15 protein-coding genes are annotated in these 15,328 nt (G+C 71.7%); 8 read left to right on the top strand and 7 right to left on the bottom strand.

Annotation, left to right across the window (positions count from 1 at the left end; translation table 11 throughout):
- Window positions 1-1,006: 1,006 nt before the first annotated feature.
- The 4 genes from C8E87_RS06910 to C8E87_RS06925 form a co-directional block, all read right to left on the bottom strand.
- Window positions 1,007-1,987 (bottom strand): NAD(P)-dependent alcohol dehydrogenase, encoded by a 981-nt coding sequence (locus C8E87_RS06910; protein WP_133872304.1) that lies wholly within the window; start codon window positions 1,985-1,987, stop codon window positions 1,007-1,009.
- Between the two features lie 101 nt (window positions 1,988-2,088).
- The gene (locus C8E87_RS06915; RefSeq protein ID WP_133872305.1) at window positions 2,089-2,757 is read right to left on the bottom strand and encodes a response regulator; all 669 of its coding nucleotides are present in this window, start codon (window positions 2,755-2,757) and stop codon (window positions 2,089-2,091) included.
- Window positions 2,758-3,864, bottom strand: a complete 1,107-nt coding sequence (locus C8E87_RS06920; RefSeq protein ID WP_133872306.1) for a sensor histidine kinase — start codon at window positions 3,862-3,864, stop codon at window positions 2,758-2,760.
- 39 nt (window positions 3,865-3,903) lie between these two features.
- On the bottom strand, window positions 3,904-4,767 hold the full coding sequence (locus tag C8E87_RS06925) for a bifunctional helix-turn-helix transcriptional regulator/GNAT family N-acetyltransferase (protein ID WP_133872307.1): 864 nt from the start codon (window positions 4,765-4,767) through the stop codon (window positions 3,904-3,906).
- A 35-nt stretch (window positions 4,768-4,802) separates the two neighbouring features.
- Between C8E87_RS06925 and C8E87_RS06930 the strand changes: the two genes are divergently transcribed.
- The 7 genes from C8E87_RS06930 to C8E87_RS06960 are packed head-to-tail and all read left to right on the top strand — an operon-like array spanning window position 4,803 to window position 10,908.
- Window positions 4,803-5,594, top strand: a complete 792-nt coding sequence (locus C8E87_RS06930) for an SDR family NAD(P)-dependent oxidoreductase (RefSeq protein WP_203720924.1) — start codon at window positions 4,803-4,805, stop codon at window positions 5,592-5,594.
- Between the two features lie 44 nt (window positions 5,595-5,638).
- The gene (locus C8E87_RS06935) at window positions 5,639-6,127 is read left to right on the top strand and encodes a YbaK/EbsC family protein (RefSeq protein WP_133872308.1); all 489 of its coding nucleotides are present in this window, start codon (window positions 5,639-5,641) and stop codon (window positions 6,125-6,127) included.
- Entirely contained in the window at window positions 6,127-6,846 is a 720-nt protein-coding gene (locus C8E87_RS06940) for a monooxygenase (protein ID WP_133872309.1), read from the top strand. Before C8E87_RS06935 ends, C8E87_RS06940 begins: the two co-directional genes overlap by 1 nt.
- Window positions 6,843-7,421 (top strand): GNAT family N-acetyltransferase, encoded by a 579-nt coding sequence (locus C8E87_RS06945; protein WP_133872310.1) that lies wholly within the window; start codon window positions 6,843-6,845, stop codon window positions 7,419-7,421. The genes C8E87_RS06940 and C8E87_RS06945 overlap by 4 nt, the downstream gene beginning before the upstream one ends.
- Window positions 7,408-8,247, top strand: coding sequence for a carotenoid biosynthesis protein (locus C8E87_RS06950; RefSeq protein ID WP_133872311.1), 840 nt, complete (start codon window positions 7,408-7,410; stop codon window positions 8,245-8,247). The genes C8E87_RS06945 and C8E87_RS06950 overlap by 14 nt, the downstream gene beginning before the upstream one ends.
- The gene (locus C8E87_RS06955) at window positions 8,244-9,440 is read left to right on the top strand and encodes a glycosyltransferase family 2 protein (RefSeq protein ID WP_133872312.1); all 1,197 of its coding nucleotides are present in this window, start codon (window positions 8,244-8,246) and stop codon (window positions 9,438-9,440) included. The genes C8E87_RS06950 and C8E87_RS06955 overlap by 4 nt, the downstream gene beginning before the upstream one ends.
- Before the next feature lie 37 nt (window positions 9,441-9,477).
- Window positions 9,478-10,908, top strand: coding sequence for a phytoene desaturase family protein (locus C8E87_RS06960; RefSeq protein WP_133872313.1), 1,431 nt, complete (start codon window positions 9,478-9,480; stop codon window positions 10,906-10,908).
- 181 nt (window positions 10,909-11,089) lie between these two features.
- Here C8E87_RS06960 and C8E87_RS06965 read toward each other — a convergent pair whose 3' ends face one another.
- The 3 genes from C8E87_RS06965 to C8E87_RS06975 all read right to left on the bottom strand — a co-directional run bounded on the left by C8E87_RS06965 (window position 11,090) and on the right by C8E87_RS06975 (window position 14,527).
- Window positions 11,090-12,811 (bottom strand): substrate-binding domain-containing protein, encoded by a 1,722-nt coding sequence (locus tag C8E87_RS06965; RefSeq protein ID WP_133872314.1) that lies wholly within the window; start codon window positions 12,809-12,811, stop codon window positions 11,090-11,092.
- Window positions 12,812-12,949: 138 nt separating this feature from the next.
- Entirely contained in the window at window positions 12,950-13,489 is a 540-nt protein-coding gene (locus C8E87_RS06970; RefSeq protein WP_133872315.1) for a hypothetical protein, read from the bottom strand.
- 114 nt (window positions 13,490-13,603) lie between these two features.
- The gene (locus tag C8E87_RS06975) at window positions 13,604-14,527 is read right to left on the bottom strand and encodes a LysR family transcriptional regulator (protein WP_203720928.1); all 924 of its coding nucleotides are present in this window, start codon (window positions 14,525-14,527) and stop codon (window positions 13,604-13,606) included.
- Between the two features lie 72 nt (window positions 14,528-14,599).
- Between C8E87_RS06975 and C8E87_RS06980 the strand changes: the two genes are divergently transcribed.
- Window positions 14,600-15,328, top strand: coding sequence for a succinate dehydrogenase cytochrome b subunit (locus C8E87_RS06980; protein ID WP_133872317.1), 729 nt, complete (start codon window positions 14,600-14,602; stop codon window positions 15,326-15,328).

A 15,328-nucleotide genomic window follows, 5' to 3' on the forward strand; every position in this document is an offset into this window, starting at 1 on the left:
AGCCTGGGACGACACAGCCTGGGACGACACAGCCTGAGACGACACAGCCTGAGACGACACAGCCTGAGACGACACAGCCTGAGACGACACAGCCGGGGACGGCACAGCATGCCGGGGCACATCCCGTCGGGGTGCCGCTTGTTGAGGCGCCTGGCGGGGCGCGACCCACCCGGAAGCCGCCTGGCGAGCCATGATCGAACCGGAGGGCTCCGGCTGGACGGCGGCGGCCGAGGATGCCGGCGCGCCGGCGAAGGCAGCCGGGTCGATGAGAGCCGTGTGCGTGGCCGCCGGGCCACCGGAAGCCGAGCGCGACGCCGCTTCCACGCAGGCCGGGCCGTGGCCCGAAGCGGCGGTATGCGTCACGCCGGGGATCGCGGGATGCGCATAGGGCATGCCGGACCCGGACGAAAGCGCAGTGCCCGAACCGATCGGCGGAGTGCCCGGCGGAGCCGAGCGCGCAGAAGCCAGGGCCGGACCTGCAGAAGCCGGGGCCGAGCGCGCAGAAGCCGGAGCCGGCGGGGCCGGGGGCCGGCCGGCGTGGGCCAGGTCGGGAGCCGGTAGAAGGCTGGGCGCCGTGTGGCTCGCCATGTGTTTCTCCTCGCGTGTCTCGCATCCGACGTGCCGGGTCGAACCGAGGCGCTGCGGAGGAAGAGCAGCCGCCCCGTCGTGGTGGTAGTGACCGGCCGGGTGTGAAGCTTCCCCACACCACACCCGGCCGGACCTGCCGGCGGGTCCGTCGCCCGCCACCCGGGGGTCGGGGGCAGCGGACGACGGTCCTGCCTTGTCTGAAGGCTCCGGACCCGCGAATGCCCGGAACCTCACGCGCGGCACTTCGCGGGTGCCGCACTGTGGGAGCCACGCCGCGAAACACGGCCCCCGTGTCAGCCCGGACGTGCGAAGCGCCTGAAGGTTCGAAGCGTTCGAACATCCGTTCTAACTACGAGAAGACTAGCACTGACGTACGACAAAAACGCAAGACGAAGCGGAGGAGCCGAGCCGCAAGAGTTCACACTGTGATGACGACCTTGGCCCGGACGTGCTCGGCCTCCATGTAACGGATCGCCTCGGGCACCTCGGCCAGCGGATAGGTGCGGTCGATCACCGAGGTGAGCCGGCCCGCCTCGACGAGTTCCCGCAGCCCGGTCAGCAGCGCGCGGCTGGGCGGGACCGACAGCACGACCATGCGCAACCGGCTGAACCGCGCCGCGAGCTGCGCCCCGAGGATCAGCTTCATGGGCCCGAGCAGCGTGGGCCGCCCCCGGAAGGTGCCGCCGCCGGAGAGCACAAGCGTCCCGCGGGGGGCCAGCACCCGCCGCAGATCCCGCAGCGACCGGTTCCCGACGAGGTCGAACACCACCTCGTACGGGGTGACAGCGGTAGCGAAATCCTCGACCTTGTAATCCACGACCTCGTCAGCGCCCAGAGACCGGACGAGGTCGACATTCCGGGTGCTGCAGACCGCGGTCACGTGGGCGCCGAGGGCTTTCGCTATCTGAACGGCATACGTGCCCACCCCGCCGGAGGCGCCGTTGATCAGGACCCGGGCGCCGGGGCGGACCCGGCCCACGTCCCGCAGCCCCATCAGGGCCGTGCTGCCGGCCAGGGGCAGGGCCGCGGCCTCGGAGAAGCTGATCCCGGCCGGCTTGAACTCGATCGTCTCGGCCGGCGCGCACACCAGCGACGCGAACGCGCCGTGCGCGTCACCCAGGTCCCCGAACACCTCGTCACCGGGCTGGAAACTGTCGACCCCGGCGCCGACCGCCTCGACCGTGCCGGCGAAGTCCGTGCCCCGGATCCTGGTACGCGGCCGGCGCGCGCCCATCATCGTGAGCCGGGCCAGATAGGGGTCGCCGCGCATGATGTGCCAGTCCCGCGCGTTGATCGACGCGGCCCGCACCCGTACGAGGACTGTGCCCGGCTCGCAGGTGGGCGGCTCGATCTCCGCGAGCCCCATGACGCCGTACTTCTCTTGTGTGATCGCCTTCATGCCGTCGATCGTCGCCGTCCCGACCGGCCCGGCGGATCGCCACGAAGGCCCGTCCCGTCCCGTTCCCCAGCAGGAGCGGGCCCGGCCGAAAGTACGGCCGGTCAGGCGCGATTCGCCGTGCGGCCCGTCTCGTACGCCCACATGGCGATCTCGACCCGGTTTCGCACCACCAGCTTGGCCATCAGGCTCGTCACGTGGGTCTTGACCGTGCTCAGGCTGATGTGCAGCTCGTGGGCGATCTCGGCGTTGGTCCACCCCCGCGCCACCGCCAGCAGCACCTCTTCCTCGCGGTCGGTGAGGGCCTCGATCGGCTGGGTCGGCGGCCCGGCCGGCCCGGTGTCGGCGAACGCCTTGAGCAGCCGCGTCGTGACGTTCGGGGCAATCAGCGCGTCACCGCGGGCGGCGGCGTGCACGGCCTGGCTCAGCAGGTCGGTGCCCGCGTCCTTGAGCAGGAAACCGCGGGCGCCCGCGCGCAGGGCGGAGTAGACGTACTCGTCGAGGTCGAACGTGGTGATGACGACGACGGCGAGCGGGTCGGTGACGGCGGGACCGGCCAGGCGGCGGGTGGCCTCGATGCCGTCCATGCCGGGCATGCGGATGTCGAACAGGCACACGTCGGGGCGCAGCCGCTGGGCCAGCTCGACGGCCCGCCGCCCGTCGGGGGCCTCCCCCACCACCTGAATGTCCGGTTCGGCGTTGAGGATCATGGTGAGGCCGGTGCGGACGATTTCCTGGTCGTCGGCGACGACCACGCGGATGTTGTCGCTCATCTAGGCGGCCGCTCCGGTGCGGGGCAGCGCCGCGGTGACCGTCCACCCTCGACCGGGTGCGGGCCCGGCCTCGCACGTGCCGCCGAGCAGGCCCGCGCGTTCGCTCATGCCGACCAGGCCGAATCCGCTGGAGCCGGCCGGGTGCCCGCCGACCCCGTCGTCGCTGACCCGCAGGCGCACGAACCCGTCGTCGGCGGTGACCCGCACGTCGATGCGGGTGGCCTGCCGGGCGTGCCGCCGCGCGTTGGTCACCGATTCCTGGGCGAGGCGGTAGATGGCCGTGCCGACCGTGGCCGGCACGTCGTCGAGGTCGCCGGCCAGCTCGACCTCGACGACCGGGCCGGATGACGAGCGGCCGGCCAGCCGGGGCAGCTCGGTGAGCCCGGGGCTGGGCTCGAGGCCCGCGTCCTGGGCGTGGCGCAGGGCCCGCACCATCGTGCGCATCTCGGCCAGGGCGCTCTTGGCCTCGGTCTCGATGAGCCGCAGCGCGTCGACCGCGGCCTCGGGCCGCCGCTGCGCCACCGCAAGACCGGCCTGGGCGCGGATGGCCATCGCCGAGACGTGATGGGCGACGGTGTCGTGCAGGTCGCGGGCGAGCCGTTCGCGTTCGCGGAGTTTGGCCTCGGTGAGCCGGCGGTCGAGCAGCCGGGCGCGATAGCGGAACGTGGTGGCCAGCGCGAACGCCGCGGTCATGGCGACGAAGCCGAGCAGCATGTCGGCCGCGGTGATCTCGCCGATCACGGCCGAGGCCACGATCTTGGCCAGGATCAGCCCGGCGCCGATCACCGACTCGCGCCCGGAACCCCAGCGGAACAACGCGTACGGAAGCAGCAGCAGATAGGCCAGCGAGGCGTTTTCCGGCTGGGGCAGCCAGACGAAACAGGTCACGAACGCGATCGCGACCACGGGCAGCGGATGAGTACGCCGCCAGAGCACCGTCGGGGCCAGCAGGAGACCGAGCGCCAGGCCGGAATAGGCGCGGGTCAGGATTCCCTCGACGAGGGTGGCCACCACGATGACGCCCAGGAGCACCCAGTCTCGCCGGAGGCGGACGGGCGCGCCGGGAAACCGGGGTTCCCGCCACACCGAGCGGAGCAACTCGCGCACGAACCGATCGTACGAAGGATGCGCCGCCCGCGGACCCGCCTAAAGTACTACCTCTTTTTCGAAGGAGAGCTGGTTGTACGGCGAGGTGTCGTAGGACGGGATCTCGCGATAGCCGGCCGCCCGGTACAGCGCGATCGCCTCGGTCAGCGCCGGGTGGGTGCCGAGCCGCAGCCGGGTGACCCCGTGGGCGGCCGCGTCCTGTTCGAGCGAACGCAGCAGGCGCGCGCCCAGGCCGTAACCGCGGGCGGCGGGGCTGACCCAGAGATGCCGGATCTCGGCGAACGAGCCCGACGGAATCCACAGTCCACACCCGACCGGCGCCCCCTCCTCACGAGCCAGCAGGAACGTCCCGTCGCCGAGCGTCCCGGGCGGGGTCAAGGTGGCCGGGTCGTAGCCCTCAGGAAACCGAAGAGCCAGTTCCGACGCGTACGCGGTGAGGCAGCCCCGCCCGTCGGGATCGTCATCGGCGACCGCCTCGATCGCGACCCCGGCCAGGCGCACCAGCCGGCGGATCCGCTCCTGCGCCTCGATCAGCCGCGCCCTCTGCTCCTCGGTCAGCGGCTCGAGCAGCGCGGCGACGCTGTCGCGCGAACGGGACTCGAGGTCGGCCCGTTCCCGCCGCCCGGCCTCGGTCAGGGTGGCGACGCGTACGCGGCGGTCGGCGGGGTGCGGACCGACCGACACCAGACCCTGATCGCCGAGCGAGCGCAGCAGCCGGCTCAGATAACCCGAGTCGAGCCCGAGCCGGCCGCGCAGGTCACGCAGGTCGGCGCCGGCGCCGATCTCGAACAGCAGGCGCGCCTCGCCGAGCGGCCGGCCCTGCCCCAGGTAATGATCGTGCAGGACGCCCAGCCGTTGCGTGTAGAACCGGTTGAAGTCCCGCACCACCTCGATCTGATCCATAATCTCTGACCATAGTCAGACAACTGGAGGACCGCATGCCCCGGACCATCGTGATCACCGGCGCGAGCTCCGGGGTCGGCCTGGCCGCCGCCGAGCAACTGGCCGCGACCGACACCGTCGTGCTGGTCGGCCGCACCCCGCAACGCCTGGAGGCAGCCGCGCGGCAGGTGCGCGACGCCCACGTGTTCCGGGCCGACTTCGAAGACCTCGACCAGGTACGCGACCTGGCCGCCCAGCTCCGCGAGGCGTACCCGAAAATCGACGTCCTGGCCAACAACGCGGGAGGCATGGTCGAGCCCTACCGGCGTACGAAGGACGGTTTCGAGGCCACGATCCAGGGCAACCACCTGGCGCCGTTCCTGCTGACCCACCTGCTGCGCGACCGGCTGACCGGCGGCGTGGTGATCGGCACGGCCTCGCGGGCGCACATGCGCGGCGTCCCCGACCCGGACGACCTCGTCGGCGACCCGGCCCGCTACAAGGCGTTCCCGCAGTACGGCGCGGCCAAGGCGGCCAACATCCTGTTCGCGGCCGAGGCGGCCCGCCGCTGGCCCGAGATCACCAGCGTGTCGTTCCACCCCGGCGTGGTGCGCACCAATTTCGGCGCCGGCAAGGCCACCCGGTTCTTCTACAAGTACGCGCCCTTCCTGGTCACGCCGGAGAAGGCCGGCGCCCTGCTGGTCTGGCTGGCGAACAATCAGCACCTGGTCAACGGCGCCTACTACGTCGGGCACAAGGTGAGCACGCCGTTCCGGCACGCGGGTGACCCGGCCCTCGCCGCGCGTCTCTGGGACGCGAGCGCCGAGGCCACCGGCGTACGAGGGTGACGGCCGCTTTCGCCGTGAGCCGTTCGCGTGGTGAGAATGGGCTGGTGAGAGAACACCCCAACGTCATCGCCGTGCAGGACGCCCTGGACTCCGCGGGCGCGCACACCGCCGACGACGCGCCGAGTCAGGTGATCGTGCTGGACGCGGCCGTGCACACCGCGGCGGCGGCTGCCGAGGCCCTGTGCATCGAGGTCGGTCAGATCGCGAACTCGCTGATCTTCGACGCCGACGGTGAGCCGTTGCTCGTGCTCACCTCGGGCGCCCACCGGGTCGACACGGCCAAGGTCGCGGCCGCGCTGGGCGTCGCGAAGCTGAAGCGGGCCACGCCGGAATTCGTCCGTGAGCACACCGGGCAGGCGATCGGGGGCGTGGCGCCATTGGGACACCCCAAGCCCGTACGCACCCTCGTGGACACGGCGCTCGAGCAGTATCGCGACATCTGGGCGGCGGGCGGCGTGCCCCAGGCGGTCTTCCCGATCACGTACGCCGAACTGGTCCGCGTCACCGCCGGCACCCCGGCCGACGTGGCCTGATGCCGGTCACCCTGCACGTCTGGCGGGTGCCGCGACGGCGGGTCGCGGCGGCGATGATCCGGATCGCGTTCCCCGGCGTACGGGATGTGCGGTTTGCGAAATTCGTCGGGACGTCGGCCGGTTTTCTGCCTCGGGATGCCGACCTGACCCGGTATGCGGCGATCACCGTCAGCGAGACGCCCGTCCGACTGGACAAATGGGACAAGCTGGCCGTGGCGTCAGCCAGGGTGGAGCTAGAACCGCTGCTCAGCCGGGGCTCATGGTCAGGACAGCGGCCCTTCACCGTTCCCGACAGGTCCGAAATATCGGGCTCGGGGATCCCGGGCGGGACGGACAACGCGGCGGACGGCGGGGTGCACGGCCCGATGGTGCTCGCGCTGACCCGGGCCCGGTTGCGGCCCTCGAAGATGCGGACGTTCTACCGCGCGGTGCCCGCCGTCGTCCCCGAGGTCGAACGGGCGCCCGGCCTGCTGGCCCGCTTCGGCATCGGTGAGGCGCCGATCGGCTACCAGGGCACAATCAGCCTGTGGCGCAATGCGGCGGACCTGGCCCGATTCGCGTACCGTCAGCCGGAGCATCGGGCGGTGATCGCGCGGACGCCGGCCGATCGGTGGTACTCCGAGGAGCTTTTCGCCCGGTTCGCGGTGCGTGAGATCAGCGGGGACCGTGTCGTGCTCGGCTGGGTGGCCGGCGATGAGAGAGGCGTGACTCAACGATGAGGCTCGTGGCGTGGCAGCCCGACGATCTGCTGCGGCGGCTCGACGACGTGGTGAGCGTCTACGGCGAGGCCATGGGCTATCGCCAGGAACTGCTGCAGACCCGGCGCGGCTACATCGGCGCCCACGTACGCCGGGCCGGTTTCCGCGCCGTCGCCACCCTGACCACCGAGGGGCGACTGGCCGGCTTCGGTTACGGCTACACCTCGGGCCCCGGCCAGTGGTGGCACGACCAGGTCCGCGCGAGCCTGCCCGACCCCGATCGCCTGCGCTGGCTGAGCAACTGTTTCGAGGTCGTCGAGCTGCACGTCCGCCCCGCGGCCCAGGGGCACGGCGTCGGCGCCCGGCAGCTGCGCGCGCTGCTGGCCATGGCCGAGGGCGAGACCGTGCTGCTCTCCACGCCCGAGGCCGACGAGCAGAAGTCGCGGGCCTGGCGGCTCTACCGCCGGTTCGGTTTCAGCGACGTGCTGCGTCAGTTCCTGTTCCCCGGCGACGAGCGCGCGTTCGCGATCCTCGGCCGCGACCTGCCGCTCGTGGAGCGCCCGGCTGAGGACGCGCCCGGCATTGTCGGTCTCTAGAGCCACGCCCTGGGCCCTGCTCGGGGCGCTGATCCTCGCGCAGATCTGCTACCCGCTCACCTCGGGCGACACCCGCGCCGCGTTCACCGTGGCCACGGTCGTGCTCGGTTACGTCCTATCGGTCACGCACGCGTTCCTCACCCGCGGCCCCCGTACGGCCCTGGCCCTGGTCGGCACGGCCACGCTGGGCGGTTTCGCGGTCGAGGCGCTCGGCGTCGCCACCGGTTTCCCGTTCGGCACGTACGACTACTCGGGGGAACTGGGCCCGAAGGTGCTGGGCGTCCCGCTGATAATCCCGCTCGCCTGGACCTGGATGGCGTGGCCGGCCTGGCTGGCGGCGCAACGGCTGCCGATCGCGCGCTGGGCCCGCGTCGCCGTGGCCGCCTTCGGCCTGGCCGCGTGGGACCTCTTCCTGGACCCGCAGATGGTGGCCGAGGGCTACTGGCGGTGGCAGTCTCCCACCCCCGCGCTGCCCGGCCTGACCGGCATCCCGATCAGCAACTACCTGGGCTGGCTGGGCTTCGCCGTCCTCCTGATGACCGTCCTTGATCGCCTGGCCCGCAAGATCGTTTCCCCCGTGCCGCCATCCCTAACCCCCACCCGCCCGGGGGAAACAGGAAGGGACGATACCGCTTGTCAAGCGGGGGGACCGGAGTTGTCCACAGGCAGCGACGCGCCCATCATCGTGCTCTGGATCTGGACGTACGCTTCCTCCGTGCTCGCCCATGCCGTCTTTCTCGACCTCCCCGCCTCGGCGGCCTGGGGCGGCGTGCTGATGGGCGCGGCCGTCCTCCCGCTCCTGCCCCAGCTGCGGCGCCGGACATGAGGTGGCTCGCCCTGCTGCCCTGGGTGGCCCTGACCGCACACACGATCGCGAACGCGCTGCTGCTGCGCCGCCTCCCCCGCCCCTCCGCGGCCGCCACCCTCCCGGCCGCTTGCACCCCCACGGCGCCCACCCCCGCCGCCTCCACTGCGGAAAATGACGGCGCAAGAGATGACGGCGTGGGCAGCCACCTCCCGGCCGAGCGGGTCGCGATTCTCCTACCCGTGCGTGACGAGGCCGAGCGGGTCACCGCGTGCCTGGAGTCGCTGCTGGCCCAGCGCGGCGTCGAGCACCTCACCATCTACGTGCTCGACGACGGCTCCACCGACGGAACGGCCGACGTCGTACGGGCCGTCGCCGGCGACAAGGTCGTGCTGCTCACCGGCGAGCCCCTGCCGCCGGGCCGGCTGGGCAAACCGCATGCCTGCGACCAGCTCGCCCAGGCGGCCCTTGACGCCACCGTTCTGTCCTACATAGACGCCGATGTCGTACTGAATCAGGACGCAACAGCCGCAGCCGTGACCGAGATGCGCCGCATCGACGCCGACCTGCTCTCCCCGTACCCGAAGATCGTCGGCGCCGGCCGCCTGGTCCAGCCGCTCCTGCAGTGGTCATGGCTGACGTTCCTGCCGGTGCGGGCCATGGAACGCTCCCCCCGCCCCTCCCTGGCCGCGGCGGGCGGTCAGTGGCTGGTCATCGACGCCGTGGCCTACCGCCGAGCCGGCGGTCACGCGGCCGTGCGCACCGAGATCCTCGAGGACATCGCGCTGGCCCGAGCGGTCAAGCGCAGCGGCGGACGGATCGCGCTGGCCGACGGCTCCGCCATGGCCACCTGCCGCATGTACGACTCGTGGCGCGAGCTCACCACCGGTTACACCAAGTCGCTCTGGGCCTCCTTCGGTTCGTCGTCCGGCGCGGCCGCCGTCGTGGTCCTTCTCCTTTCCCTGTACGCGGTCCCGCCGCTCGCAACCGCAGTCCTGGCCGCGACCGGGGAGCTCGGGTGGGCGGGCGTCGCCCTGGCGGCCTACGCGCTCGGCGTGCTGGGCCGCGTCGTCACCGCCCTCGCCACCGGTGGGCGCGCCTGGCCGGACGCCCTGGCCCACCCGCTCTCGATCGTGCTGTTCGCGTGGCTGATCACCCGCTCGTTCCACCTGCGCCGCCGCGGCGCCCTGAGCTGGCGCGGACGCCCGGTATGACCCACCCACCCGCACACGACGAACAGTGGTGCCCGCTATGAGCCGAGTCGTCGTCATCGGAGCCGGCGTGGGCGGGCTGACCGCGGCCGTACGGCTGGCCCGGACAGGTCACGCGGTGACGGTGTTCGAGCGGTCCGGCTGCCTGGGCGGCAAGCTCGGCGTGTACGAGCGGGACGGCTTCCGCTTCGACACCGGACCCAGCCTGCTGACGCTCCCCCAGGTGTTCACCGAGGCCGCGCTCGATCTGGAGCCGCTCGACCCGGTGGTGCGGCACGTCTTCGGCGACGGCACGGTTCTCGACTCGTCGCCGGTGCACGCCGAGTTCCTCGACCGCATCCGGGACGCGCTGGGCGCCGAGGCGGCGTACGACTGGGACCGGTTCTGGCATCGGGCCCGGCGCATCTGGGACGCGTCGTGGCGGTCGGTGCTGCGCAATCCGGTCACCCCCGCGTCGCTGGCCGGGTTGTCGTGGCGGGTCGGGGACCTGGCCGCGATCGCCCCGGGACGCACGCTGCGGTCGCTGGGGCGGCGCTACCTGCGCGACCCGCGGCTGCGGATGATGCTCGACCGGTACGCGACCTACACCGGGGCCGATCCGCGACGGGCGCCCGCCGCGCTGGCTGCGGTGCCGTACGCCGAGCTGGCGTTCGGGGGCTGGTATGTGCCGGGCGGGCTGGGCAGGCTCGCGACCGCGCTGGCGTCGAACTGTGCCGAGGCCGGGGTGCGGATCGTTCCGGGCGCGCCGGTCGAGCGGATCGAGACGGCGCGGGGGCGGGTCACCGGCGTACGGCTGGGGGACGGCTCTTTCCACGCCGCCGACGAAGTGGTCTCGAATGTGGACGCGCTCACGGTCTATCGCGACCTGCTGCCCGAGCCGCGCCGGCTGACCGGGCTCGCCGATCGCAGCCTGGCCGGGTTCGTGCTGCTGCTGGGCGTGCGCGGGGAGACTCCGGCGCTGGCGCACCACACCGTGTTCTTCCCGTCCTACTACGACGCCGAGTTCGACTCGATCTTCGGTTCGGCCTCGCGGCGGGCACGACCGGCCGCCGACCCGACCGTGTTCGTCACCCGGGCCGCCGACCCGAGCGTGCGCCCCGACGGTTGTGAGGCCTGGTTCGTGCTGGTCAACGCGCCGCGGCACGGTCTCGGGTGGCGAGCCGTCGACTGGCGGCGGGAAGGGCTGGCCCAGGCGTACGCGGATCAGGTCCTCGATGTGCTTGCCGCGCGTGGTCTCGACGTACGGGATCGGCTGGTCTTCCGGGAGACACGGACGCCCGCCGACCTGGCAGAGGCGACGGGCGCGCCGGGTGGGGCCATCTACGGCACCGCGGGCGGGCTCGTGCGGCCGGTCAACCACGGCCCGGTGGGCGGGCTGCACCTGGTGGGCGGTTCGGTGCACCCCGGCGGCGGCCTGCCCATGGTCACCCTGTCGGCCCAGATGGTGGCCGACCGCATCGGCCCCGCGTAGGCAGACACGGAGGAGCGAGCGCGGCCGGGCCGCGCAGACCCCAGCGGTCCGCCCCGCCCCCGCGGCCGCGGCCCCCGCGGGCGCGGCATCTGCGGGCGCGGCATCTGCGGGCGCGGCATCTGCGGGCGCGGCAGCCGGCTACCCCGAGGGCGTGGGTGCAGCTATCGGGGCGTGGGGGCGGCTATCGGGGGGCGTGGGCCGCGAGGAACGCCTTGGCGATGGCCGAGGAGAGGTCGGCCGGGTTGGTGGCCGGGAACGCCTTGCCACCGGTGGCGGCCGACATGTCGTTGAGCGCCTTCATGTCGACGTCGGGGCCGTAACCGACCGCGATGATCGGCACCGGGCGGCTCGGGTCCTGCTCACCGGCCAGTTTGGCCATGAACTGCTGCTGGGTCATCTTGAAGGTGGACTCGCCGTCCTCACCGTCGGTCAGCACCACGACCAGCGTCACCGTGCCCGGCGCGACCTTCTCCCGCATCTCGGCGACCCCGTCGAGCACTGTCTGATAGAGCGGGGTGCCCGAGTTCTCGGCGGCCCGATACGTGTCCATCGCCTTGACCAGCGCGTCGCGACGGGTCTTGCTGCCGTCGACCTGCTCGGTGATCGGTCCGTAGGGGACGATCTCCCGATGGGCCGGGCTGGTCGGCGTGGGCTGCCCGAAATACCACATGCCGACGGTGGTGTCCTCGGAGAACAGGTCGGCGGCGAACCGGCCCGACTCGCGCAGCAGCGCGGCCCGGGTGAGGCTTCGGCCACCGGGCGCCTCGATCTTCTGGTTCATCGAGCCGGAGGCGTCGATGAGCAGCAGCACCTGGGTGGCGAGCGACTTGTACTCGCTCCACATCGTGGCCGGGGTGAGCAGGTCGCCGGGCTGGGCCGGCAGCGGCAACGCGTCCGGCATGGGGGCCGGGCGGAAACCGGCCTGCACGAGCGACGAGCGGGTGATCGCCGCCCGCAGCTGGGCGGTCAGCTCGACGTCCTGGTTGTTCTTGGCCACCGCGAACGGGTAGTCGGCCTGGACCAGCCCGTCGGCCGGGTACGCGCCCTTGAGCTGCACGGTGTGCTTGCCGCGCTGGTAGGCCTTGAGCTGCTGCTCGACGACCGGGAAGACGCCCACGTCGTAGACCACGCCGTTGGTGTTCCACTGCTCGGCGATCTTGGCGATCACCTTGGCCGGGTCGGCCGAGGCCTCCTTGAGCCGGCTGCGCAGGGTCAGCGCGCGCAGCTGGGCGATGCCGCTGTCGGGGGTGGTGCGGGCCATGGCGGCGTTGACGCCGTGGACCGACAGCAGGCCGACCGTGCTGGTCCGGGCGTCCGGCATGGTGACCGATACGATCCGGCCGGCGGCGACGGCGCCGGTGAGCTGGGCCCAGGACGTGCGGCCGGCCTTGCTGAGCGAGTCGGTGACGGCGGTCGGGGCGGCCAGCATGATCGGCGAGTACGCCATCGGCTTGCCCTGGGCGGCGAAGGCGGCGCCACCGGCGTTGGCGATGTTCAGCCAGGCGCTGCTGGAGGGGATCCAGACGTCGGGCTTGGCCGCGGCGGCGACGGTGTTGCCGGGTTCCTCGGCCACGACGGTGATCAGGTCGCACGGGTCGGCCGGGCTGTCGTCGAGCCGCTTGGCCGCGGCGCGCACGATCGGCGCGATCTCGGGGGCGGCGGCCACGCGCAGCTTGACGCCGGGGCAGGCGGGCGGGGTCGACGGCTTGACGGTCGTCGCGGTGTTCGTGGTCGGGGCCGGCTCCCGGGTGTACATCCACCAGGTGGTGCCGCCGGCCACCGCGACCAGCAGGAGCACGATCGCGGCGGCGAGCAGGACGCGCCCGGCGCCGCCGCCCGGGGGTCCGTGGTGCGTCACCGGCTCGTCCGCCGACGGCTGATTGCGCCCGGTCAGTTCCGACATCGCACCCACCTCTCCCTCGACTCCGACGCGCTCCGCGACGCGGCCGGCCTTCTCCGACCTTGATCACGACATCGAGCGGTCTCTCTGCAACGTGAGCGAATAGTAATCACATCTCGGCGGCCGACAACCGCCCGCCCCCTATTGGCACATTGCCGACAGTCCCGCCGGGACGGACCACGCACCCCGCGGCCGCGCCGCCGCGGCCACGATCAATTCCCCATCTTCACCTGTGCCGACGGGCTCTTTCGGCCACCCGCCGCAGCCCCGGCCGACATCGAGGCGGGCCGCTTCAACAGTTGTCCTGATCTCATTTTCGAAGTGGAAACGTAACGTGGCCGAGCCGGTCAACTCGTCACCCTGCGTGAACACGTAGTGGCGCCTGAAATCGGTTGCCCCATCGTCCAATAAATTCACCTCTGTCCATGTATCGATCTGGTCACCATCATCGGTGATCACGGTCCGACGTGAGCCGACGGGACTCCGCCGCTCCCCTCGACGGTCCTCCGGATCCCGGCCGCCGAAGACCGATCGCACGCCGGCGACGAGCGACCGGCGCAACGCCTCCAAGGTCGACAGCCACTGCTCGTCACGGACGAGGAACTGCGCGACGTGACTTGTGAGCAGTGCCGGGTCGAACACCTCGACGCGGCGCGGATCCTCGAACTCGCCATGCAGCACAGCGACGATGCTAAGTCCGCTTTCCGGTACGCAACTGCACACAGAATTCGCACCGGCTTGCCGGAAGCCCCTCGGGGACGCGGCGCGCCCGACGAGGCGTACGGGGGAATGGGGTCAAAGAGGACGAACGCCCAGCGGCAGCTTCTGGGTGGCGACGTGATGGAGCAGGGTGGCGCGCAGGGCCTGGGCGGCGTGCGGCAGCACCGAACGTTTCCGGTGAGCCAGGGCGATGGTGCGGCGCATGCCGGGCGGGGCCAGCGGGGTGGCACGCAGCAGGGGACGGTTGGCCAGCACCATGCTCGGCACGAGCGCGACCCCGAGGCCGGCCTCGACGAAGGCCAGCACCGCGTCCATCTCGCCGCCCTCGACGGCGAACTTCGGGGCGAAACCGGCCTTCTGGCAGGCCTCGAGGGTGACGCCGCGGATGTCGTAGCCGGCGCGGAACATGACCAGCGGGGTGTGCTCGAGCTCGGAGAGGGCGATCTGCGCGTGCGGCGTGGGCGGCGGGCCGTCGGCCACCGAGGCCACGACCAGGCTCTCGCGCAGCACGGGGGTGGTGCTCAGGGAGTCGTCGACGCCCTCCTCGGGCTGCACGATCAGGGCCAGGTCGAGGGTGTGGGCCTGCAGGTTCTCGATCAGGTCCTGGGAGCCGCCCTCGTTGACGTAGAGCTGGATGTCGGGATGGGCCGCGCGGAACGTGCGCAGCACCTCGGGCACGAGCGACGAGCACAGGCTCGGGGTGGCGCCCAGCCGCACCTCGCCGCGGCGCAGGCCGACGATGTCGGAGACCGCTTCCTGGGCCGCGTCGGCGTCGGCCACCATGCGCTGGGCGAGCGGGAACAGCGTCTGGCCCGCCGCCGTCAGGGACACACCACCACGAATCCGCTCGAAAAGCGGCGCTCCGAGGGTGGCTTCGAGCGTGTGAATTTGCTTACTGAGGGTCGGTTGCGAGACGCCCAGAATGTCCGCTGCTTGGGTGAAATGCCGGGTTTTCTCCACCATGAGGAAGTACCGGAGCTGCTGGAGCTGCACATCGATAGCTTATCTCTATGATGACTGCTTCGATCATGCATTAGACGAATCGCATACAGCTTCATACCGTCGGTCGGTGTGGCGGTAGATACTTCGACCCGGAAGTCGGCGGCGGTTGCGCCCGCTCCGGGCAGACCAGCTAAGCGGCGCTCCTCGGTCGCGCTCAAGATCTTCATGGCGGTGACGGGCTTCCTGCTCGTCGCCTTCCTGTACGTGCACATGATCGGCAACCTGAAGATCTTCTTCGGCGAGGAGAGCTTCGACCACTACGCGCACTGGCTGCGGTCGGTCGGCACCCCGGTGCTGCCCGAGGCCTGGTTCCTCTACATCCAGCGCGGCGTGCTGACCGTGGCGGTGGTCGGGCACATCGCGGCCGCGGTGATCCTGGCCCGGCGGGCGCGGCTGGCCCGGCCGGTCAAGTACGTGCACCGGCAGAAGGTGCAGGGCAGCTACGCGGCCCGCACGATGCGCTGGGGCGGCGTGATCATCCTGCTCTTCGTGATCTACCACATCCTCGACCTGACCACGCTGAACCTGAACCCGCACGGCGTCACCGGCGAGGTGTACCGCAACGTGGCGGAGGACTTCGCGCCGTCCCGCTGGTACGTGACGCTGTTCTACACCCTGTCGATCGTGGCTGTCGGCTTCCACCTGCGGCACGGGCTGTGGAGCGCCGTACGCACGCTCGGCCTGCAGAGCCCGCGCGGCGAGTTCTACGCCCGCGCGACGGCCCTGGTGCTGTCGGTGGTGCTGGTTGTCGGCTACCTCTCGGTGCCGTTCGCGGTTCTCGTCGGATTGGTGGACTGA

This window comes from Paractinoplanes brasiliensis (genome assembly GCF_004362215.1).
Taxonomy (GTDB): domain Bacteria; phylum Actinomycetota; class Actinomycetes; order Mycobacteriales; family Micromonosporaceae; genus Actinoplanes; species Actinoplanes brasiliensis.

Coding starts and splice junctions, on each gene's coding strand:
- C8E87_RS06910 (WP_133872304.1), bottom strand. CDS start 1,987: ATGAAGGCGATCACACAAGAGAAGTACGGCGTCATGGGGCTCGCGGAG.
- C8E87_RS06915 (WP_133872305.1), bottom strand. CDS start 2,757: ATGAGCGACAACATCCGCGTGGTCGTCGCCGACGACCAGGAAATCGTC.
- C8E87_RS06925 (WP_133872307.1), bottom strand. CDS start 4,767: ATGGATCAGATCGAGGTGGTGCGGGACTTCAACCGGTTCTACACGCAA.
- C8E87_RS06930 (WP_203720924.1), top strand. CDS start 4,803: ATGCCCCGGACCATCGTGATCACCGGCGCGAGCTCCGGGGTCGGCCTG.
- C8E87_RS06940 (WP_133872309.1), top strand. CDS start 6,127: ATGCCGGTCACCCTGCACGTCTGGCGGGTGCCGCGACGGCGGGTCGCG.
- C8E87_RS06945 (WP_133872310.1), top strand. CDS start 6,843: ATGAGGCTCGTGGCGTGGCAGCCCGACGATCTGCTGCGGCGGCTCGAC.
- C8E87_RS06955 (WP_133872312.1), top strand. CDS start 8,244: ATGAGGTGGCTCGCCCTGCTGCCCTGGGTGGCCCTGACCGCACACACG.
- C8E87_RS06960 (WP_133872313.1), top strand. CDS start 9,478: ATGAGCCGAGTCGTCGTCATCGGAGCCGGCGTGGGCGGGCTGACCGCG.
- C8E87_RS06965 (WP_133872314.1), bottom strand. CDS start 12,811: ATGTCGGAACTGACCGGGCGCAATCAGCCGTCGGCGGACGAGCCGGTG.